17 protein-coding genes are annotated in these 21113 nt (G+C 64.8%); 2 read left to right on the top strand and 15 right to left on the bottom strand.

Annotated features, from left to right (window positions below; translation table 11 throughout):
- Positions 1–99: 99 nt before the first annotated feature.
- The 4 genes from RTH46_RS21260 to RTH46_RS21245 all read right to left on the bottom strand — a co-directional run bounded on the left by RTH46_RS21260 (position 100) and on the right by RTH46_RS21245 (position 5435).
- On the bottom strand, positions 100–2946 hold the full coding sequence (locus RTH46_RS21260; RefSeq protein WP_316906546.1) for a valine--tRNA ligase: 2847 nt from the start codon (positions 2944–2946) through the stop codon (positions 100–102).
- A 141-nt stretch (positions 2947–3087) separates the two neighbouring features.
- Positions 3088–3456 (bottom strand): DNA polymerase III subunit chi, encoded by a 369-nt coding sequence (locus tag RTH46_RS21255; RefSeq protein WP_316906545.1) that lies wholly within the window; start codon positions 3454–3456, stop codon positions 3088–3090.
- A gap of 5 nt (positions 3457–3461) precedes the next feature.
- Positions 3462–3890 (bottom strand): DNA polymerase III subunit chi, encoded by a 429-nt coding sequence (locus RTH46_RS21250; protein ID WP_316906544.1) that lies wholly within the window; start codon positions 3888–3890, stop codon positions 3462–3464.
- 51 nt (positions 3891–3941) lie between these two features.
- Positions 3942–5435: a leucyl aminopeptidase gene (locus RTH46_RS21245; RefSeq protein ID WP_279848944.1), complete on the bottom strand. Its 1494-nt coding sequence runs from the start codon at positions 5433–5435 to the stop codon at positions 3942–3944.
- Between the two features lie 289 nt (positions 5436–5724).
- On the opposite strand from RTH46_RS21245, the gene lptF reads away from it, so the two are divergent.
- Together lptF and lptG are read left to right on the top strand one after the other, a co-directional pair.
- Positions 5725–6840 (top strand): LPS export ABC transporter permease LptF, encoded by a 1116-nt coding sequence (gene lptF, locus RTH46_RS21240; RefSeq protein ID WP_316906543.1) that lies wholly within the window; start codon positions 5725–5727, stop codon positions 6838–6840.
- Positions 6833–7894, top strand: a complete 1062-nt coding sequence (lptG, locus tag RTH46_RS21235; protein WP_316906542.1) for an LPS export ABC transporter permease LptG — start codon at positions 6833–6835, stop codon at positions 7892–7894. Before lptF ends, lptG begins: the two co-directional genes overlap by 8 nt.
- Positions 7895–8071: 177 nt before the next feature.
- Here lptG and RTH46_RS21230 read toward each other — a convergent pair whose 3' ends face one another.
- From RTH46_RS21230 to arcA, 11 genes are all read right to left on the bottom strand, one after another.
- Positions 8072–8560, bottom strand: coding sequence for an RDD family protein (locus tag RTH46_RS21230; protein WP_316906541.1), 489 nt, complete (start codon positions 8558–8560; stop codon positions 8072–8074).
- Between the two features lie 96 nt (positions 8561–8656).
- The gene (locus RTH46_RS21225) at positions 8657–8869 is read right to left on the bottom strand and encodes a cold-shock protein (RefSeq protein WP_003365337.1); all 213 of its coding nucleotides are present in this window, start codon (positions 8867–8869) and stop codon (positions 8657–8659) included.
- Positions 8870–9217: 348 nt separating this feature from the next.
- Positions 9218–10339, bottom strand: a complete 1122-nt coding sequence (gene gcvT, locus RTH46_RS21220; protein ID WP_316906540.1) for a glycine cleavage system aminomethyltransferase GcvT — start codon at positions 10337–10339, stop codon at positions 9218–9220.
- Positions 10340–10365: 26 nt separating this feature from the next.
- On the bottom strand, positions 10366–11742 hold the full coding sequence (locus RTH46_RS21215; RefSeq protein ID WP_153788918.1) for an L-serine ammonia-lyase: 1377 nt from the start codon (positions 11740–11742) through the stop codon (positions 10366–10368).
- A 136-nt stretch (positions 11743–11878) separates the two neighbouring features.
- Positions 11879–14734 (bottom strand): aminomethyl-transferring glycine dehydrogenase, encoded by a 2856-nt coding sequence (gene gcvP / locus RTH46_RS21210; RefSeq protein ID WP_316906539.1) that lies wholly within the window; start codon positions 14732–14734, stop codon positions 11879–11881.
- 10 nt (positions 14735–14744) lie between these two features.
- Positions 14745–15128: a glycine cleavage system protein GcvH gene (gene gcvH / locus RTH46_RS21205; protein ID WP_153788920.1), complete on the bottom strand. Its 384-nt coding sequence runs from the start codon at positions 15126–15128 to the stop codon at positions 14745–14747.
- 373 nt (positions 15129–15501) lie between these two features.
- On the bottom strand, positions 15502–17010 hold the full coding sequence (locus RTH46_RS21200; RefSeq protein WP_153788921.1) for a sigma-54-dependent transcriptional regulator: 1509 nt from the start codon (positions 17008–17010) through the stop codon (positions 15502–15504).
- A 221-nt stretch (positions 17011–17231) separates the two neighbouring features.
- Positions 17232–17600, bottom strand: a complete 369-nt coding sequence (locus RTH46_RS21195) for a DUF5064 family protein (RefSeq protein ID WP_110993241.1) — start codon at positions 17598–17600, stop codon at positions 17232–17234.
- Positions 17601–17656: 56 nt separating this feature from the next.
- On the bottom strand, positions 17657–18586 hold the full coding sequence (gene arcC, locus RTH46_RS21190; protein ID WP_125465310.1) for a carbamate kinase: 930 nt from the start codon (positions 18584–18586) through the stop codon (positions 17657–17659).
- A gap of 176 nt (positions 18587–18762) precedes the next feature.
- The gene (locus RTH46_RS21185; RefSeq protein ID WP_110993243.1) at positions 18763–19773 is read right to left on the bottom strand and encodes an ornithine carbamoyltransferase; all 1011 of its coding nucleotides are present in this window, start codon (positions 19771–19773) and stop codon (positions 18763–18765) included.
- 69 nt (positions 19774–19842) lie between these two features.
- Positions 19843–21096 (bottom strand): arginine deiminase, encoded by a 1254-nt coding sequence (arcA, locus tag RTH46_RS21180; protein WP_153788922.1) that lies wholly within the window; start codon positions 21094–21096, stop codon positions 19843–19845.
- Positions 21097–21113: the final 17 nt, after the last annotated feature.

Here is a 21113-nt window from a genome sequence, read left to right as displayed (position 1 = left end):
CTGAAAAGCATCGCCGGCAAGCCGGCTCCCACAGGTACAGCGCATCCTGTGGGAGCCCGGCGATGGGCTGCAAGGCAGCCCCGAAGGCTTCACTGAATGTTACAGCGCAGCGATCCGCGCATGCTGCTCGGTGAAGTTGGCCAGGGCCTGCTCCGACTCGGCCAGCTTGGCGCGCTCTTTCTCGATCACGGCAGGCGGGGCCTTGTCGACGAAGGCTGCGTTGGACAGCTTGCCGCCCACGCGCTGGACTTCGCCCTGCAGGCGCTGGATTTCCTTGTTCAGGCGTGCCAGTTCGGCGTCCTTGTCGATCAGGCCGGCCATCGGTACCAGCACTTGCAGGTCACCCACCAGCGCGGTGGCCGACAGCGGTGCTTCGTCCTGTTCGCCCAGCACGGTGAACGACTCGACCTTGGCCAGTTTCTTCAGCAGGGCTTCGTTCTCCTGCAGACGGCGCTGGTCGTCGGCGTTGGCGTTCTTCAGGAACAGCGGCAGCGGCTTGCCCGGGCCGATGTTCATCTCGGCGCGGATGTTGCGCAGGCCGACCATCAGCTCCTTGAGCCATTCGATGTCGCCTTCGGCGGCGGCGTCGATGCGGCTCTCGTTCGCTTCAGGCCACGGCTGCAGCATGATGGTCTTGCCGTCGATGCCGGCCAGCGGCGCGATGCGCTGCCAGATTTCTTCGGTGATGAACGGCATGAACGGGTGGGCCAGGCGCAGCGCCACTTCCAGCACGCGCACCAGGGTGCGACGGGTGCCACGGGCGCGCTCGACCGGGGCGTTCTCGTCCCACAGCACCGGCTTGGACAGCTCCAGGTACCAGTCGCAGTACTGGTTCCAGATGAACTCGTACAGCGCCTGGCTGGCCAGGTCGAAGCGGAACTGCTCGAGCTGGCGGGTCACTTCGGCTTCGGTGCGCTGCAGCTGCGAGATGATCCAGCGGTCGGCCAGCGACAGCTCGTAGGCCTCGCCGTTCTGGCCGCAGTCCTCGCCCTTGTCCAGCACGTAGCGGGCGGCGTTCCAGATCTTGTTGCAGAAGTTGCGGTAGCCTTCGACACGGCCCATGTCGAACTTGATGTCACGGCCGGTGGAAGCCAGCGAGCAGAAGGTGAAGCGCAGGGCGTCGGTGCCGTAGCTGGCGATACCTTCGGGGAACTCGGCCTTGGTCTGCTTGGCGATCTTCTCGGCCAGCTTGGGCTGCATCATGCCGCTGGTGCGTTTTTCCAGCAGGGCGTCGAGGGTGATGCCGTCGACGATGTCCAGCGGGTCCAGCACGTTGCCCTTGGACTTGGACATCTTCTGGCCCTGGCCATCACGCACCAGGCCGTGCACGTACACGGTCTTGAACGGGACCTGCGGGGTGCCGTCGTCGTTCTTGATCAGGTGCATGGTCAGCATGATCATCCGGGCGACCCAGAAGAAAATGATGTCGAAGCCGGTGACCAGCACGTCGGTGGAGTGGAACTTCTTGAGGAACTCGGTCTGTTCCGGCCAGCCCAGGGTGGAGAAGGTCCACAGGCCCGAGCTGAACCAGGTGTCGAGCACGTCGTCGTCCTGGCGCAGTTTCACATCGCTGCCCAGGTTGTGCTTGGCGCGCACTTCGGCCTCGTCGCGGCCGACATAGACCTGGCCGGCCTCGTCGTACCAGGCCGGAATGCGGTGGCCCCACCACAGCTGGCGGCTGATGCACCAGTCCTGGATGTCACGCATCCAGGAGAAGTACATGTTCTCGTACTGTTTCGGCACGAACTGGATACGGCCGTCTTCCACGGCAGCGATGGCCGGCTCGGCCAGCGGCTTGGTGGAGACGTACCACTGGTCGGTCAGCCACGGCTCGATGACGGTGCCGGAGCGGTCGCCCTTCGGCACTTTCAGGGCGTGATCGTCGATGCTGACCAGCAGGCCCTGGGCGTCTAGGTCGGCCACGATCTGTTTGCGCGCGACGAAGCGGTCGAGGGTGGCGTACTGCGCGGGCAGGCTGGTATCGATCTGCTCGTTGACGCTGCCGTCGAGGTTGAACGCCTGGGCACTGGCCAGCACCATCGCGTTCTTGTCGAAGATGTTCAGCAGCGGCAGGTTGTGGCGCTTGCCGACTTCATAGTCGTTGAAGTCGTGGGCCGGGGTGATCTTCACGCAGCCGGTGCCGAACTCGGGGTCGCAGTAGTCGTCGGCGATGATCGGGATCAGGCGGCCGACCAGCGGCAGCTTGACGAACTTGCCGATCAGCGCCTGGTAGCGCTCGTCATTCGGGTTGACGGCCACGGCGGCGTCGCCCAGCAGGGTTTCCGGACGGGTGGTGGCGACCACCAGGTAGTCCTTGCCTTCGGCGGTCTTGGCGCCGTCGGCCAGCGGGTAGCGCAGGTTCCACAGGTGGCCTTTCTCGTCGTGGTTTTCCACTTCGAGGTCGGAGATCGCCGTGTGCAGCTTGGTGTCCCAGTTGACCAGGCGCTTGCCGCGGTAGATCAGGCCGTCTTCATGCAGGCGCACGAAGGCTTCCTTGACCGCGTCCGACAGGCCGTCGTCCATGGTGAAGCGCTCGCGGCTCCAGTCCACCGACGAGCCCAGGCGGCGGATCTGGCGGCTGATGTTGCCACCGGACTGATCCTTCCACTCCCAGACCTTCTCCAGGAACTTGTCGCGGCCCAGGTCGTGGCGGTTCTGGCCTTTGGCTTCCAGCTGGCGCTCAACGAGCATCTGGGTGGCGATACCGGCGTGGTCGGTGCCTGGCTGCCACAGGGTGTCGCGGCCCTGCATGCGGCGGAAGCGGATCAGGGCGTCCATGATCGCGTTGTTGAAGCCATGACCCATGTGCAGGCTGCCGGTGACGTTCGGCGGCGGGATCATGATGGTGTAGGACTCGCCTGCACCTTGTGGGGCGAAATAGTTCTCGGACTCCCAGGTGTTGTACCAGGAAGTTTCGATGGCGTGCGGCTGGTAGGTCTTGTCCATGCGCGGCGGGACCCTATGGCATTTGTTCAGGAAAGCCGGGAAGTATAACCAAGGTGCGCGCTTCAAGACAGGTGTAGCGACCATCGCGGGGCAAGCCCGCTCCCACGCCACATCGTGGGAGCGGGCTTGCCCCGCGATGGTTTACTCGGAACGCTTGAGCAGGCGTTCCAGCCGCGCATCCAGCCGGCGCTTGATCTCGGTCTCGATGTGCGGGGTGAAGTCGTTGATCACGTCCTGCATGATCTGCGCCGCGGCGGCACGCAGCTCGGCGTCCAGGTGCAGCAGGGTGTCCTGGCGGCGGGTCTGGGCATCCTCTTCTATGGCCGGGGCGGCTGTTACCTGAGCGACCGGCGGTGCGCCGGCGGGCTCCTCGAGCAACAGTGGAATCTGCTCGACCGTCTCGGTCAGCAGCGGCGGTTGCAGGTTGGCGTCACCCAGCAGCTCGCGAATCGATTCGAGATCGTCGAGCAGGTGGGCGGAATGGGTGAGGGAGTTCAGCTGCTTGTCCATCGTCGTCAGAGTCGCTGTAAGCGGTGGTCTTGCAGAGCATAGCCCTGTTCGCGGTAGAAACGGAATCGTTCTCGGGCGGCCTGGCGGATCGCCGGTGCTTCGACGACGATTTCGGCGACGCGCTCGAACTGTTTGACGAACCCGGGCACATCGCCGCCCAGGTTGATCATCAGGTCACGGTGCTCGCCTGCATCGCTGCCGATGCCCAGCGCTACGTGGGCGTCCTGGTGCAGTTCGGCGTGGTCGTGGGGCACGAATGCCTCGCCCTTGAACTGCCACAGGCGCAGGTCCAGTTCGTTGCGTTGCGCTTCGTCCTGGCAGTGCAGGTAGACCCGGTGGCCGAGGCGCCAGGCCTTCTCGCACAGCTTGCAGGCAAAATCCAGCCGTGCCGACAGCGAGTCGGTGGGCAGGATATAGAAGTCGACTTTGCTCATGGTTGGTTTCGCCGGCCAGTGGCGCCTTCAAGCGCCACTGGCCGTACGCCATCAGGCGCCGGCGCGGTCGAGCAGGTACTGGGTCAGCAGTGGCACCGGGCGGCCCGAGGCGCCCTTGTCCTTGCCGCCGCTGATCCAGGCGGTACCGGCGATGTCCAGGTGTGCCCAGTGGTAGGCCTTGGCGAAGCGCGACAGGAAGCAGCCAGCGGTGATGGTGCCGGCCTTGGGGCCGCCGATGTTGGCGATGTCGGCGAACGGGCTGTCCAGTTGCTCCTGGTACTCGTCGAACAGCGGCAGCTGCCAGGCGCGGTCGTCGGCGCGCTTGCCGGCGTCCAGCAGTTGGCCGATCAGCTCGTCGTTGTTGCCCATCAGGCCCGAGGTGTGGCTGCCCAGGGCGACGATGCAGGCGCCGGTGAGCGTTGCCAGGTCGACCACCGCCTGCGGCTTGAAGCGCTCGGCGTAGGTCAGCACGTCGCACAGCACCAGGCGGCCTTCGGCGTCGGTGTTGAGGATCTCGACGGTCTGGCCGCTCATGGTGGTCACGATGTCGCCCGGGCGGGTGGCGCCGCCGCTTGGCATGTTCTCGGCGCAGGCCAGCAGGCACACCAGGTTGATCGGCAGCTGCAGCTCCAGCACGGCCTTGAGCGTGCCGAACACGCTGGCGGCGCCGCACATGTCGTACTTCATCTCGTCCATGCCGGCACCTGGCTTGAGGCTGATGCCGCCGGTGTCGAAGGTGATGCCCTTGCCGACCAGTACGTAAGGTTTGTCGGCTTTCTTGCCGCCCTGGTAGTTCATCACGATCAGGCGCGGTGGTTGATCGCTGCCCTGGCCCACGGCGTAGAACGCGCCCATGCCCAGGTCCTTGATCTTCTTCTCGTCCAGCACTTCGACCTTCAGGCCCTTGTTGGCCTTGCCCAGCTCCTTGGCCTGTTCGGCGAGGAAGCTTGGGTGGCAGATGTTCGGCGGCAGGTTGCCCAGGTCGCGGGTGAAGGTCATGCCGTTGGCGATGGCGGTAGCGTGCTTGACGGCGCGCTCCACTTCGCCCTGGCCGGCCTTGTCGGCCAGCAGGGTGACTTTCTTCAGGGCGCGCGGCTCGGCCTTCTGGCTCTTGAAACGGTCGAACACGTAGGTGCCGTCCAGCAGGGTTTCGGCCAGCAGGCGGTATTTGCCGTAGTGTCCGTCACGGGCGGTCACGGCGATATCGTCCAGGGCCAGTACCGCATCGGTACCGCCGAGGCCTTTGAGCACGCCGGCGACACTGGCGACCAGCTTGCGCCAGGCACGGTCACCCAGAGACTCGTCCTTGCCGCTGCCCACCAGCAGCACGCGCTCGGCCTTGAGGCCAGGCAGGCTGTGCAGCAGCAGGGTCTGGCCCGGCTTGCCGGCCAGGTCGCCGCGCTTGAGCAGTGCGCTGATGGCGCCGTCGGTGGCCTGGTCGACGGCCTTGGCGATGTTGCCGAGCTTGCGCCCTTCACCGACCGGCACCACCAGGGTGGCGGTCTTGATGGATGCGGCGGCTACGCTTTTTACAACCAGTTCCATGTCTGGATCCCCGAATGGTCTGTGAGTGGGCGCTGTCTTTCGCAGGCGCTCGGAATACGGGGCTGGCGGCCTTCGGCGGCCAGCGGAAAAGCTGCCAGTTTGAGCCTGGCGCAACCTTCATGACAACCCCGATGTGCTCTGTCATGCGCGGCCAAGTGACAGGCGCCGTCAATCACAGGATAATGCGCGCACTTTACATGGAGGTTCGCCTTGGCGAACCGGCATTGGTCCTGGCTGTTGCGAATCCTTCGTATGGCTGTCCGCCCCTGACAACCCAGGAGTGTCTGGTTTGATCGTCTTTCGTTATCTGTCCCGCGAGGTCTTGCTGACCTTGAGCGCCGTCAGCGCCGTGCTGTTGGTGATCATCATGAGCGGGCGCTTCATCAAGTACCTGGCCCAGGCCGCCCAGGGCGTGCTCGACCCGAGCGTGCTGTTCCTGATCATGGGCTACCGCCTGCCGGGTTTCCTGCAGCTGATCCTGCCCCTGGGCCTGTTCCTCGGCATCCTGCTCGCCTATGGCCGGCTCTATCTCGAAAGCGAGATGACCGTGCTTTCGGCCACTGGCATGAGCCAGCAACGCCTGCTGGCGATGACCATGGCGCCGGCGGCGCTGGTCGCCCTGCTGGTGGCCTGGCTGAGCCTGAGCCTGGCGCCGCTTGGCGTGGCCCAGGTGCAGAAGATCATTGCCCAGCAGGACGCGCTGACCGAGTTCGACACCCTGGTGCCGGGCCGTTTCCAGACCCTGCGTGACGGCACCCGGGTGACCTACACCGAGCAGCTGTCCGACGACCGTATCAATCTGGCCGGGGTGTTCATCTCCGAGAAGCGCTTCAACCAGGACAAGACCAAGGACCGCGCGCCTTCGGTGCTGGTTGCCGAGAAGGGCCACCAGGAAGTGCAGGCCGACGGCAACCGCTACCTGGTGCTGGAGAACGGCTACCGCTATGACGGCAACCCCGGCCAGGCCAACTACCGCGCGATCAAGTACGACACCTACGGCGTGCTGCTGCCCAAGCCGGAAGTTGCCGAGGACGTGACCGAGCGTGAAGCCATCCCCACTTCGGTCCTGTTCGGCCACGAAGGCATCCCCCATCGCGCCGAGCTGCAATGGCGCCTGTCGCTGCCGCTGCTGGTGTTCGTCGTGACCCTGCTGGCGGTACCGCTGTCACGCGTCAACCCACGCCAGGGCCGCTTCCTCAAGCTGCTGCCGGCGATTCTTCTGTACATGGCCTATCTGACGATGCTGATTTCCGTACGTGGCGCCCTGGAGAAGGGCAAGTTGCCCATTTCGCTGGGTATCTGGTGGGTCCATGGCCTGTTCCTGCTTATCGGCCTGGCACTGATGTACTGGGAGCCGCTACGCCTCAAACGCGCCGCGCGCCGTGCGGAGGTGGCCCGTGGCTAAACTGGACCGCTACATTGGCCAGAGCGTGCTGCTGGCCATTCTCGCCGTGCTGGGCATCATCCTCGGCCTGGCCTCGCTGTTCGCCTTCATCGATGAGATGAGCGACCTCAGCGACACCTACACGGTGATGGACGCCAGCAGCTTCGTGCTGCTGACCGCGCCACGCCGGCTCTACGACATGTTGCCGATGGCGGCGCTGATCGGCTGCCTGATCGGCCTGGGCAGCTTGGCCAGCAGCAGTGAGCTGACCATCATGCGTGCCGCCGGCGTGTCCATCGGCCGCATCGTCTGGGCGGTGATGAAGCCCATGCTGGTGCTGATGCTGGTGGGCGTGCTGATTGGCGAATACGTAGCCCCCGTCACCGAGAACAAGGCCCAGGCCGACCGCTCGCTGGCCCAGGGTGGCGGCGAGGCGCAAAGCTCCAAGCGCGGCATGTGGCATCGCCAGGGCGAGGAGTTCGTGCACATCAACTCGGTGCAGCCCAACGGCCTGCTGCTGGGTGTCACCCGTTACCGTTTCGATGACCAGCGCAAGATCCTCACCTCGAGTTTTGCGCGCCGGGCCCAGTACAGCGACAACCGCTGGATGCTGAGCGATGTGAGCACCACCTATTTCCGCGGCGATCACACCGAAGTGGTGAAGAACGCCCAGGAACAGTGGGATGTTTCGGTCACTCCCGAGCTGCTCAACACCGTGGTGCTGGCGCCGGAGTCGCTGTCGATCACCGGCCTGTGGGACTACATCCACTACCTCTCCGACCAGGGCCTGAACAATGCCCGCTACTGGCTGGCCTTCTGGACCAAGGTGCTGCAACCGGCGGTGACGGCGGCGCTGGTGCTGATGGCGATCTCCTTCATCTTCGGGCCGCTGCGTTCGGTCACCCTCGGCCAGCGCGTGTTCACCGGTGTGCTGGTGGGCTTCGTGTTCCGCATTGCTGGAGACCTGCTTGGCCCGTCGAGCCAGGTGTTCGGCTTCCCGCCGCTGCTGGCGGTACTGATCCCGGCCGGGATCTGTGCGCTGGCGGGTATGTGGATGTTGCGTCGGGCCGGTTGATGGCCTGAGCTGCTGCGAAAAAGCCGACCCCAGGGTCGGCTTTTTTGCAGCAGCTCTATGTGGAGCGTGTGACCGGCGGTTCGTGGGAGCGGGCTTGCCCCGCGATGGCGTTGCGAAGGCCATCGCGGGGCAAGCCCGCTCCCACGAACCGCCGCTTCCACGCTGTGACTTTTGCGGTCACTTCTTACGTTTTGGCAGTCGCACCAGCTGCGTATCGGAGTAGATGTCGTGCCAGCTGCGCTTGCGCTTGTCGAACAGTGACCAGACGAAGCCCAGCCCCAGGCACAGCCATGAAGCGATCGACACCACAAAACGCAACAGCGCCTGCCACAGGCTGATGGCGCTGCCATCGGCGTTCTGTACGCGCAGGCCCCATACCTGCATGCCGAGGGTCTGGCCGCCATGGGTCCAGAACTTGGCGAAGAAGCCGAACAGGGCGAACAGCAGGATGGTCGACAGCAGCGGGTCGCCATCCAGCGCGCCGGCCTCGGTCAGTTCGCGCATGCGTGCTTCGCCGATGATTGCCATCTGGATCATCTTGTAGGCACCGGCGGTCACGATCAGCAGGGCGGTGCACAGCAGGAAGTCATAGAACATCGCTGCCAGTCGGCGGCCCAGGCCGACGGGGGGGAAGTCACCCTGGGGATTGAGCAAAGGCTTGGACATGCACGACGGCTCCAGATGGCAAAGGCCCATTCTAGGGAATTGCAGGCACAAAAAAGCCCCTGTGCGTCAACACAGGGGCTTTTTTTAAACAGAAGATCAGCCTTCTGCCTGAACCTCGTCAGCCTGCATGCCTTTCTGGCCTTGCACGGCAACGAAGGTGACTTTCTGGCCTTCCTTCAGGCTCTTGAAGCCGTTGCCCTGGATGGCACGGAAGTGTACGAACAGATCCGGACCGCTTTCAGGGGTGATGAAACCGAAACCTTTTTCGTCATTGAACCACTTGACGGTACCGCTCTGACGTTCAGCCATTGTCTTATTTCCTATGAAACTAAAATTTTGATGACAGTTTCTTTCACACGTTATGTACGTGAAAGAGTACTGGGCTGGGTTGCAGGAAAGTAAGAGACGTCGAACGGGTTGTAGCAAATTGCGGCTACTGGCCCAGGTCACGAACTGTTGCGACCCATGCAAACACAGTGCAGTGACTCTACGCCAACTCTCGAGCGAAACACAAGCCCTGCGCCGGGCTGAAAATCAGGCTTTTCCGAAGCCTCGCGCGATTTGCCCGAAGCGGCGTGGCGCCTGGCCTGGCGCTATGTTCAGAAGTTATTGGGCAGGTTCGAAAACGAATATGCCGAACCTGCCCGAACCCTTCAATCAACCGCGGTAGTAACGCTGTGCCACGAAAGGCATTTTGCTGACTTTAAGGGCAACTTGCTTGCCACGCACGACCGCGAACAGCGCCGTGTCCAGCGCCGCATGTTCGGTATCGACATAGCCCATCGCCACCGGCGCGCCGAGCGTCGGGCCAAATCCACCGCTGCACACCTGGCCGACAATCTTGCCGCTGGCGTCGACGATCTCGGCACCCTCGCGCACCGGGGTGCGTTCCTGCGGCAGCAGGCCTACGCGCTTGCGGGCAACGCCTTGTTGCTGCTGGGCGAACACGGCTGCGGCGCCGGGGAAACCACCGGCACGTGCGCCGTCGGCACGGCGCACCTTGGAGATCGCCCACAGCAGGCTGGCCTCGATCGGCGTGGTGGCGGTGTTCATGTCGTGGCCGTACAGGCACAGGCCGGCTTCCAGGCGCAGTGAATCGCGCGCACCGAGGCCGATTGGCTGTACTTCCGGTTCGGCAAGCAGGCGACGGGCCAGGGCTTCGGCGGCGGCCGCCGGTACCGAGATCTCGTAGCCGTCTTCACCGGTGTAGCCCGAGCGGCTGACGAAGCACTCGCTGCCCAGCAAGGTAACCGGGCGGAACTGCATGAAGGTCATGCCGGCCACTTCCGGCGCCAGGCGCTCCAGCACCTTGACCGCCGCCGGGCCTTGCAGGGCCAGCAGCGCACGTTCCTCGAACAGTGGTTGAATCTCGCACTGCGCGCCGATGTGCTGGCGCAGGTGGGCCAGGTCCTGGTCCTTGCAGGCGGCGTTGACCACCAGGAACAGGGTGTCGTCACCCAGGTTGGCGACCATCAGGTCATCCAGAATGCCGCCTTGTTCGTTGGTGAACATGGCATAGCGTTGCATGCCCACCGGCAGGTCGATGATGTCCACCGGCACCAGGGTTTCCAGCGCGCGGGCCGCATCGCTGCCGCGCAGGACGATCTGGCCCATGTGCGAGACGTCGAACAGGCCGGCCTGCTCGCGGGTGTGCAGGTGCTCCTTGAGCACCCCCAGCGGGTACTGCACCGGCATGTCATAGCCGGCGAACGGCACCATGCGTGCGCCCAGTTCGAGATGCAGGGCGTGCAGCGGGGTCTTGAGCAGTGTTTCGGACATCGGTGACTCCTTGGTTTTTGTTCGGGTCAACATTCGATGATGTTGACGGCCAGACCGCCGCGGGCGGTCTCCTTGTATTTGCTTTTCATGTCGGCGCCGGTCTGGCGCATGGTGCGGATGACCTTGTCGAGCGAGACGTAGTGTTGCCCATCGCCGCGCAGGGCCATGCGCACCGCATTGATCGCCTTCACCGAGCCCATGGCGTTGCGCTCGATGCAGGGCACCTGGACCAGCCCGCCGATGGGGTCGCAGGTCAGGCCCAGGTTGTGTTCCATACCGATCTCGGCGGCGTTCTCCACCTGCTGCGGGGTACCCCCCATCACCTCGCACAAGGCCCCGGCGGCCATCGAGCAGGCCACGCCGACCTCGCCCTGGCAGCCCACCTCGGCGCCGGAAATCGACGCGTTCTCCTTGTAGAGGATGCCGATCGCCGCTGCGGTGAGCAGAAAACGCACCACCCCGTCCTCGTTGGCGCCGGGGACGAAGCGCATGTAGTAGTGCAGCACCGCGGGCACGATGCCGGCCGCGCCATTGGTCGGCGCCGTAACCACGCGCCCGCCGTGGGCGTTCTCCTCGTTCACCGCCAGGGCATACAGGTTGACCCAGTCGAGCACCGACAGGGCATCGCGCAGGCTGGCTTCCGGGTGCTGGCTGAGCTGGCGGTACAGCGCCGGGGCGCGGCGCTTGACCTTCAGCCCGCCGGGCAGGATGCCCTCGTGGCGGCAACCGGCCTCGACGCAGTCCTGCATCACCTGCCAGATGCGCAACAGCCCGGCGCGGGTTTCGGCCTCGGGGCGCCATGCCGCTTCGTTGGCCAGCATCACCTGGCTGAACGAAAACTGTTGCGCGGCGCAATGCCCGAGCAATTGCTTGCCGGTCTTGAACGGGTAGGGCAGCACGGTGCTGTCCTCGACGATGCGGTCATGGCCGGCGGCCTCTTCATCGACCACGAAACCGCCACCCACCGAGTAGTACTCACGGCTGCGGATCTGCAACCCGGCCGCATCGAAGGCACGGAAGATCATGCCATTGGGGTGGTAGGCCAGCGGCTTGCGGATCATCGCCAGGTGCTGTTTTTCGACGAATTCGATCTCGTGCTCGCCAAGCAGGCGCAGGTGGCCGCTGTCGCGGATCGCCTGCAGGCGGGCGGGGATGCTTTCGGTATCGACGGTGTCCGGGTGCTCGCCTTCGAGCCCGAGCAGCACGGCCTTGTCGCTGCCGTGGCCCTTGCCGGTGGCGCCGAGCGATCCATACAGCTCGGCCTTGACGCTGACCGTGCTGGCCAGCAGGCCGTCACGGCGCAGGCCTTCGGCAAAGCGCGCGGCGGCGCGCATCGGGCCGACGGTGTGCGAGCTGGAGGGGCCGATGCCGATCTTGAACAGGTCGAAGACGCTCAGGGACATGCTGACCTCCTAACCGGCTCTACAGGTTGACGGTGAACCTGTGGGAGCGGGTTTACCCGCGAATACGTCGGTGAAACCACTATCGCATTCGCGGGTGAACCCGCTCCCACAGGGCGCGCTGTCGACCCGAGTGCTATCAGACGTCCTGATAGCTCTCGATCGACGGGCAGGCGCAGACCAGGTTGCGGTCGCCGAACACGTTGTCGACGCGGCCGACCGGTGGCCAGTACTTGCTTTCCACCAGGCTCGGCAGCGGGTAGACCGCCTGCTCGCGGCTGTAGCCGTGGGTCCACTCGCCAGCCAGCTCCGCCGCCGTGTGCGGGGCGTTCTTCAGCGGGTTGTCGTCCTTGTCCAGGCTGCCGTTCTCCACGGCGCGGATCTCTTCGCGGATCTGGATCATGGCGTTGCAGAAGCGGTCCAGTTCCTCTTTCGATTCGCTTTCGGTCGGCTCGATCATCAGCGTGCCCGCCACCGGGAACGACATGGTCGGGGCATGGAAGCCAAAGTCGATCAGGCGCTTGGCCACGTCGTCGACGCTGATGCCGCTGGTGTCCTTGAGCGGGCGCAGGTCGAGGATGCACTCATGCGCCACCAGGCCGTTGCCGCCGGTGTACAGCACAGGATAGTGCTCTTCCAGGCGACGGGCGATGTAGTTGGCGTTGAGGATCGCCATCTGCGAAGCGCGCTTGAGCCCGGCGCCACCCATCATGCGAATGTACATCCAGGTGATCGGCAGGATACTCGCGCTGCCGAACGGTGCGGCGCATACCGCGCCAGCGGTGTTGTCCAGCTGGGCGTGGCCCGGCAGGAACGGCGCCAGGTGCGACTTGACACCGATCGGGCCGACGCCCGGGCCGCCGCCGCCGTGGGGGATGCAGAAGGTCTTGTGCAGGTTCAGGTGCGACACGTCGCCGCCGAACTTGCCCGGGGCGCACAGGCCGACCATGGCGTTCATGTTGGCGCCGTCGATGTACACCTGGCCGCCGTTGTCGTGGATGATCGCGCAGATCTCGCCGATGGCCTCTTCGAACACGCCATGGGTCGACGGGTAGGTGATCATGATCGCGGCCAGGCGTTCGCGGTGCTCGAGGGCCTTGGCGCGCAGGTCGTCGATGTCGACGTTGCCGCGAGCGTCACAGGCGGTCACCACCACGCGCATGCCGGCCATGTGGGCGGTGGCCGGGTTGGTGCCGTGGGCCGAGGACGGGATCAGGCAGATATCGCGATGGCTGTCGCCACGGCTGCGGTGGTAGGCGCGGATCGCCAGCAGGCCTGCGTATTCACCTTGCGAGCCGGCGTTGGGCTGCAGCGATACGGCGTCGTAGCCGGTGGCCGCGCAGAGCATGGCTTCGAGCTCGGTGGTCATCTGCAGGTAGCCCTGGCTTTGCGCGGCCGGGGCGAACGGGTGCAGGTTGCCGAACTCGGCCCAGGTCACCGGGATCATCTCGCTGGCGGCGTTGAGCTTCATGGTGCACGAGCCCAGCGGGATCATGGTGCGGTCCAGCGCCAGGTCCTTGTCGGCCAGGCGGCGCAGGTAGCGCATCAGCTCGGTTTCGCTGTGGTAGCGGTTGAATACCGGGTGCTCGAGGATCGCGGACTGGCGCAGCAGGCCGCTCGGCAGGCGCCCGACAATGGTCGGGGCCAGGGTGGCGAAGTCCGGGGCGGCCTGGCCGTCGGCGAACAGTTGCCACAGGGCTTCGACATCGGCCTGGCTGCTGGTTTCGTCCAGCGACAGGCCCAGGTGCTCGGCGTCGATCTGGCGCAGGTTGATGCCTTGGGCGCGGGCCTTGTCGTGCAGGGCGGCGGTAGCGCTGCCGGTATTCAGCGTGACGGTATCGAAGAACTCGCGGGTGACCACTTTCACGCCCAGTTTCACCAGGCCAGTGGCCAGGATCGCGGTCAGGGCGTGGGTACGTTCGGCGATTTGCTTGAGGCCGGCCGGGCCGTGGTACACGGCGTACATGCTGGCAATGTTGGCCAGCAGTACCTGGGCGGTGCAGATGTTGCTGGTGGCCTTCTCGCGGCGGATGTGCTGCTCGCGGGTCTGCATGGCCAGGCGCAGGGCGCTCTTGCCGAAGCGGTCGATCGACACGCCGACCAGGCGGCCCGGCATGTCGCGCTTGAACGCGTCGCGGGTGGCGAAGTAGGCCGCGTGCGGGCCACCGAAGCCCAGCGGCACGCCGAAGCGTTGGGCGCTGCCGATGGCCACGTCGGCCTCGAATTCGCCGGGCGGGGTCAGCAGGGTCAGGGCCAGCAGGTCGGCGGCCACGGCCACCAGGGCGCCGGCGGCGTGGAACTGCTGCACCACGGCGCGGTAGTCGAACACGTCACCGTTGCTGGCCGGGTACTGCAGCAGGGCGCCGAAGTAGGCGCTGGCGTCTTTGAGCTCACGCTCGTCGCCCACCACCACCTCGATACCCAGCGGTTCGGCACGGGTGCGCAGCACGTCGAGGGTTTGCGGGTGGCAGTGCACGGAGGCGAAGAAGGCATGGCTGGCCTTGTTCTTCGACAGGCGCTTGCAGAAGGTCATGGCCTCGGCGGCGGCGGTGGCTTCGTCGAGCAGGGAGGCGTTGGCGATCGGCAGGCCGGTCAGGTCGCTGATCAGGGTCTGGAAGTTCAGCAGCGCTTCCAGGCGGCCCTGGGAAATTTCTGGCTGGTAGGGGGTGTAGGCGGTGTACCAGGCCGGGTTTTCCAGGAGGTTGCGCAGGATCGGCGCCGGGGTGTGAGTGTTGTAGTAGCCCTGGCCGATGTAGCTCTTGAACAGTTGGTTCTTGGCGGCGATGGCTTTCAGCGCGGCGAGGGCATCGGCCTCGCTCTGGCCGTCTTCGCTGCCCAGCACGCTGGTGCCCTTGATGCTGTCGGGGATGACTGCAGCGGTCATGGCTTCCAGCGAATCGAAACCGAGGGTGGCGAGCATGGCCTGCTCGTCAGCGGCGCGTGGGCCGATGTGACGGGCGATGAATTCGTTGGCGGTGCCGAGGTTGATGGTCATTGCAGGTTCCTCAGGCGTCGTCGTTGGCTTTGAGCAGGCGGTCGTAGGCGTCCTGGTCGAGCAGGGCGGCCACTTCGTTCATGTCGGCGGGGATGAAGCGGAAGAACCAGCCTTCGCCCAGCGGGTCTTCGTTGACCAGTTCGGGTTGGTCGTTGAGGCCTTCGTTGACCGCGACCACTTCACCGCTCAGGGGCATGTACACGCCGCTGGCTGCCTTGACCGATTCCACGGTGGAGGCTTCGGCGCCTTTGTCGTACTGCTGCAGTTCCGGCAGTTGCACGTAGACCACATCGCCAAGGGCGTTCTGGGCGTAGGCGGTGATGCCCACGGTGACGCTGCCGTCAGTTTCGACGCGCAGCCATTCGTGATCTTCGGTGAAACGCAACTCGCTCATGGGAATTCCTCGGGAAGCAGGGGCGTTGGGCGCGGTAGACCCGCGCTCTTAAGGTTGGAATTCCCTTAGCAATAATGCGGCCAGTCACAAAAAATGCTTATAAATCATGATGTTAATATAAATCTGAGGCTGGTTTTTCATTCTTGTGGAATGAAATCGATACAGGAAGGGAGCGATTCAAAAGCGTAGTGGGATCAAACCCTTGCATAGACGCATCCGGATGAGTGTGTAGCGAAATCGATACGGTGTAATGATTTTGCTACGCGGAGGGTTGGCCGGCCCTTTCGCGGGGCAAGCCCGCTCCCACAGGATTCACATCGGGCGTGGCGGCAAGGGTGATGCTGTGGGAGCGGGCTTGCCCCGCGAAGCTGCATCAGGCCTTGCTTGGAATCCCGTACTTGCGCAACCGCTGGGCAATCGCGGTATGCGAAGTCTGCAAGCGCCCGGCCAGCTGCCGCGTCGAGGGATAGCTGGCATACAAGCGCTGCAACAGCTCCCGCTCGAAATCGCCGACGGCCTGGTCCAGGCTCGCCACTTCGCCGTCCTGCCCACGCGCCACGGAGGTGCCGGCGATGTCCAGGTCGCCGATATCCACCACGTTGCTTTCGCAGATGGCCGCTGCGCGGAAGATCACGTTCTGCAGCTGGCGCACATTGCCCGGCCAAGGGTTGGCCAGCAGCGCCGCATGGGTGGCAGGTGCCAGCCGGCACTGTGGCCGCTGGATCTGGGTGCAGGCCTGCTGCATGAAGTAGTGCGCCAGCAGCAGGATGTCCTGGCCGCGCTCGCGCAGCGGCGGCACTTGCAGGTTGAGTACGTTGAGGCGGTAGAACAGGTCTTCGCGGAAGCTGCCCTCGCTGACCATCTGCTCGAGGTTGCGGTGGGTGGCGCTGATGATGCGCACGTCCACCTTCACTTCGCGGTCGCCACCGACCCGGCGGAAGCTGCCATCGCTGAGAAAGCGCAGCAGCTTGGCCTGCAGGTAGGGCGACATCTCGCCGATCTCGTCGAGGAACACCGTGCCCTGGTTGGCCAGCTCCATCAGCCCCGGCTTGCCGCCGCGCTGGGCGCCGGTGAAGGCGCCCGGGGCATAGCCGAACAGCTCGCTCTCGGCCAGGCTCTCGGGCAGGGCGGCGCAGTTGAGGGCCAGGAAGGGCGCGGCGTGGCGGCTGCTGATGGCATGGCAGGCGCGGGCCACCAGCTCTTTGCCGGTGCCGGTTTCGCCGTGCACCAGCAAGGGCGCGTCGAGGGCCGCCACGCGCAGGGCGCGGGCCTTGAGAGTGCGAATGGCCGGCGAGTCGCCGAGCATGGCGTCGAAGCCTTCGGCGTGGTCGTGGTGCAGCGCCGACAGCCGCTCGCCCATGCGGTTGGGCGGGTACAGGGTGAGCAGCCCGCCGGCATTGGTGATCGGCGTGGCGTCGAGCAGCAGGCTCTGGCCATTGAGCTGCATCTCGCGCATGGGCAGGTGGAAATTGTTGTCCAGCAGGGCCTGGAGCAGGTCGGGGTCGCCGAACAGCTCGGCCAGGGAGCGCCCGGCCGACTCGCGCCCGCACAAGGCGATCAGCGCCGGGTTGGCCAGCAGCACTTTGCCGGCGCTGTCCACGGCCAGCACCGGGTCGCTCATGGCGGCGAGCAGGGCATCGAGCTGCAGGTGGCGGCGTTGGCCGGGGAGGATGTCGACCACTTCCACCGACTGCACGCCACGCACCTCGAACAGGGCGTCGTGCAGTTCTTCGAGCACGGCGGGGCTGAGGGTCGGGGCGTCGATGTAGACGTTCGGCGGGACCATCTCCACGGCATCGAGGTTGAGGTTGCGGGCACCGAGCAGGGCCAGGACTTCCTGGGTGATGCCGACGCGGTCGATGAAGCTGACGTGGATGCGCATGGGGCGGGCAGTTGTGGCCGGGGGAGGGCGACAGTATGCCTTGGTGATCGTATGAAGCCTATCGCGGGGCAAGCCCGCTCCCACGGTAGGCAACGTAGAGCAACTGTCCGGTGTTGCCTGTACGGGCCTCATCGCTGGTAAACCAGCTCCCACAATTACAGCGCTGCCCTTGAGGATGGTGCAATCCCTGTGGGAGCGGGCTTGCCCCGCGATGAATTCGGCTATTCCAGGTGTTCAGGCTTGATCGGGTCGCCCGACTTCACATCCAGCTTCGCGCGAATGTCTTCGAACATTGCGTCGTACAGCTTGTGCGGCGAGCCCAGGGTCTCGAATTTCTTCGGCGGCTTCAGGTAGGCCTGGGCCTTGCGCGTGGTGACGCTGAGGAAGCTGGGCAGCACCTGGTCTTTGGCCAGGAAGAACTTCTCGTCAACCGGCTTGCCCTCGATGCTGCCATGCAGGCGGAACTCGATGCCTCTGCCTTCCTTGGGGTCCTGGGCCACTTCGTAATTGATGTTCAGGTCGTAGCTGTGGTCGTTGGTGTTCAGCGCGGTGCGCTCGATATGAACGTGACCGGGTTGGTACTGGGCCATGGTGGAATCCTCCGGAAGGTTGAAAACGGCGGGCGGCGGGCGCCCGCCAACTGCATTCAACGGTAGCTGATACCCGGCTTGGCGGTGGAAACCCGTGTGCCGGCGGTGCCTTTGACGATGTCCTCGATGTTTTCCAGCGAGCTGATCACCGCGACCTTGCCGGTATGCCGGGCGAAATCGCAGGCAGCCTGCACCTTGGGCCCCATGGAACCGGCGGCGAAGCCGAGCTTTTCGAGCTCGTCGGGGTGGGCCTGGGCAATCGCTTTCTGGGTGGGCTTGCCGTAGTCAATGTAGGCCGCATCGACGTCGGTGGCGATGATCAGAAGGTCGGCTTCCAATTGCTCGGCCAACAGTGCCGAGCACAGGTCCTTGTCGATCACCGCCTCGACGCCCTTGAGCTTGCGGTTTTCGTCATACATGGTGGGGATGCCGCCGCCGCCGGCGCAGATCACGATGCTGCTCTTTTCCAGCAGCCACTTGATCGGGCGGATCTCGAAGATGCGCTTGGGTTTGGGGCTGGCCACCACGCGGCGGTACTTGTCGCCGTCGGGCTTGACCACCCAGCCTTTCTCTTTGGCCAGGCGCTCGGCTTCTTCCTTGGCATATACCGGGCCGATGAACTTGGTCGGGTCCTTGAAGGCCGGGTCCTTGGCGTCCACTTCAACCTGGGTGAGCAGGGTGGCGAACGGCACCTCGAAGGCCAGCAGGTTGCCCAGCTCCTGTTCGATCATGTAGCCGATCATGCCTTCGGTCTCGGCGCCGAGCACATCCAGCGGGTAGGCTTCATCCGGCTTGTACGACAGGCCCTGCAGCGACAGCAGGCCGACCTGCGGGCCGTTGCCGTGTGCAATGACCAGTTCGTTGCCGGGGTGGATCTTGGCGATCTGTTCGGTGGCGGTGCGGATATTGGCGCGCTGGTTGTCAGCGGTCATCGGCTCGCCACGGCGCAGCAGGGCGTTGCCGCCCAATGCAACAACGATACGCATGGGGAATGTCCTTTAACTGAAGTGTGAATGCGGATCCCTGAGCGGACACGGCACCTGTGGGAGCGGGTTTACCCGCGAATGCGTCAGCCCAGGCAACGCGGCCGGTGCGACTGACGCCTTCGCGGGTAAACCCGCTCCCACAGGGATCCGTATCGCCCGGCCTGCGGAGTCAGCCCTTACAGATCAGCCAGGGTCGACACCAGGATCGCCTTGATCGTGTGCATGCGGTTTTCCGCCTGCTCGAAGGCGATGCACGCCGGCGATTCGAACACGTCATCGGTCACTTCGATGCCGTTGGCCAGGTGCGGGTACTGTTCGGCGATCTGCTTGCCGACCTTGGTGTCGGAGTTGTGGAACGCCGGCAGGCAGTGCATGAACTTGGTACGTGGGTTGCCGGTGGCCTTCATCAGCTCCTTGTTCACCTGGTAGGGCAGCAGTTGCTGGATGCGTTCGCCCCAGGCTTCGACCGGCTCGCCCATCGATACCCAGACGTCGGTGTGCACGAAGTCCACGCCCTTGACCGCGGCTTTCGGGTCTTCGGTGAGGGTGATGCGCGCACCGCTCTCTTCTGCGTACTTCTTGCAACGCTCGACCAGGTCGTCATGGGGCCACAGCGCCTTGGGCGCGGCGATGCGCACGTCCATGCCGAGCTTGGCGCCGATCAGCAGCAGCGAGTTGCCCATGTTGTTGCGGGCGTCGCCCAGGTAGGCGTAGCTGATGTCGTGCAGCGGCTTGTCGCTGTTCTCACGCATGGTCAGCACGTCGGCGATCATCTGGGTCGGGTGGTATTCGTCGGTCAGGCCGTTGAACACCGGCACGCCGGCGAACTTGGCCAGCTCTTCGACGATCTCCTGCTTGAAGCCACGGTACTCGATGGCGTCGTACATGCGCCCGAGCACGCGGGCGGTGTCCTTCATGCTTTCCTTGTGGCCGATCTGCGAGGAATTGGGGTCGATGTAGGTGACGTTGGCGCCCTGGTCGTAGGCGGCGACTTCGAAGGCACAGCGGGTGCGGGTCGAGGTCTTCTCGAAGATCAGGGCGATGTTGTTGCCCTTCAGGTGCTGCTGCTCGGTGCCGGTGTACTTGGCGCGCTTGAGGTCGCGGGACAGGTCCAGCAGGTAGCGCAGCTCGCGGGTGGTGTGGTGCTCGAGGCTGAGCAGGTTGCGGTTGTGGATGTTGAACGCCATGACGGTTCTCCTTGAGTTCGGTAGGTAGCCCGGCCGCCACTTCGTGGCTACGGCCGGGTGCAATGGGCGTTAGTAGTCGATTGGGTCGCGGACGATCGGGCAGGTCATGCAGTGGCCGCCGCCACGGCCCCGGCCCAGTTCGCCGGCGCTGATGGTGATGACCTCGATCCCGGCCTTGCGCAGCAGGGTGTTGGTGTAGGTATTGCGGTCGTAGCCAATGACCACGCCGGGCTCGATGGCCACCACGTTGTTGCCGTCATCCCACTGTTCGCGCTCGGCGGCGAAGCTGTTGCCGCCGGTTTCGACCACGCGCAGCTTGACCCCCAGCTGTTCGCCGACCACTTCGATGAACGACTTGTTCTCGCGGCGCACGTCCATGCCGTAAGGCTTGCTTTCGTCCGGGCGAATGATGAACGGCACGATCTCCTTGACCACTTCCGGGAAGACCGTGACCAGGTCGCGGTCGCAGAAGCTGAACACGGTGTCCAGGTGCATCGCGGCACGGGATTTCGGCAGGCCGGCGACGATCACTTCCTTGACCGCGCCCTTGGCGAACAGGTTCTGCGCCAGTTGGCCGATGGCCTGGCGCGAGGTGCGCTCGCCCATGCCGATGAGCACGATGCCATTGCCGATCGGCATCACGTCGCCGCCTTCGAGGGTGGCCTTGCCATGGTCCTTGTCGGGGTCGCCGTACCAGACCTGGAAGTCGGCGCCGGTGAATTCCTTGTGGAATTTGTAGATGGCGGTGGTCAGCAGGGTTTCCTGGCGTCGCGCCGGCCAGTACATCGGGTTGAGCGTCACGCCGCCGTAGATCCAGCAGGTGGTGTCGCGGGTGAACTGGGTGTTGGGCAGCGGGTCGAGCAGGAAGCTGGAGTGGCCCAGGTAGTCGCGGTACATCTTGATCACGCTGGCGCCTTCGCTGTCGGGCAGGTCCTCACCGGCCACGCCGCCGATCAGGAACTCGGCCAGCTTGCGCGGCTCCAGGCCTTCGAGCCAGCTGCGCACTTCGTTGGTGAGGCCGACGCCGACGGAATCGGAAGTGATCTTGCGGTCGAGAATCCACTTCAGCGCGTCGGGCTGCTGGACGATGTCGGTCAGCAGGTTGTGCATCTCCAGCACATCAACGCCGCGCTCGCGCATCTTGGTGACGAAGTCGAAGTGGTCGCGTTTGGCCTGGTCGACCCAGATCACGTCGTCGAACAGCAGCTCGTCGCAGTTGCTCGGGGTCAGGCGCTTGTGCGCCAGGCCTGGCGAGCAAACCATCACTTTGCGCAGTTTGCCGGCTTCGGAGTGGACGCCGTATTTCTGTTTGTCAGTGGACATGGTTCATTCCTCCAGTA

The organism is Pseudomonas sp. zfem004, assembly GCF_032621715.1.
Classification (GTDB): domain Bacteria; phylum Pseudomonadota; class Gammaproteobacteria; order Pseudomonadales; family Pseudomonadaceae; genus Aquipseudomonas; species Aquipseudomonas sichuanensis.
The sequence above is the reverse complement of the archived record's forward strand: the minus strand, read 5'-3'. Positions and strand labels throughout refer to the sequence as shown.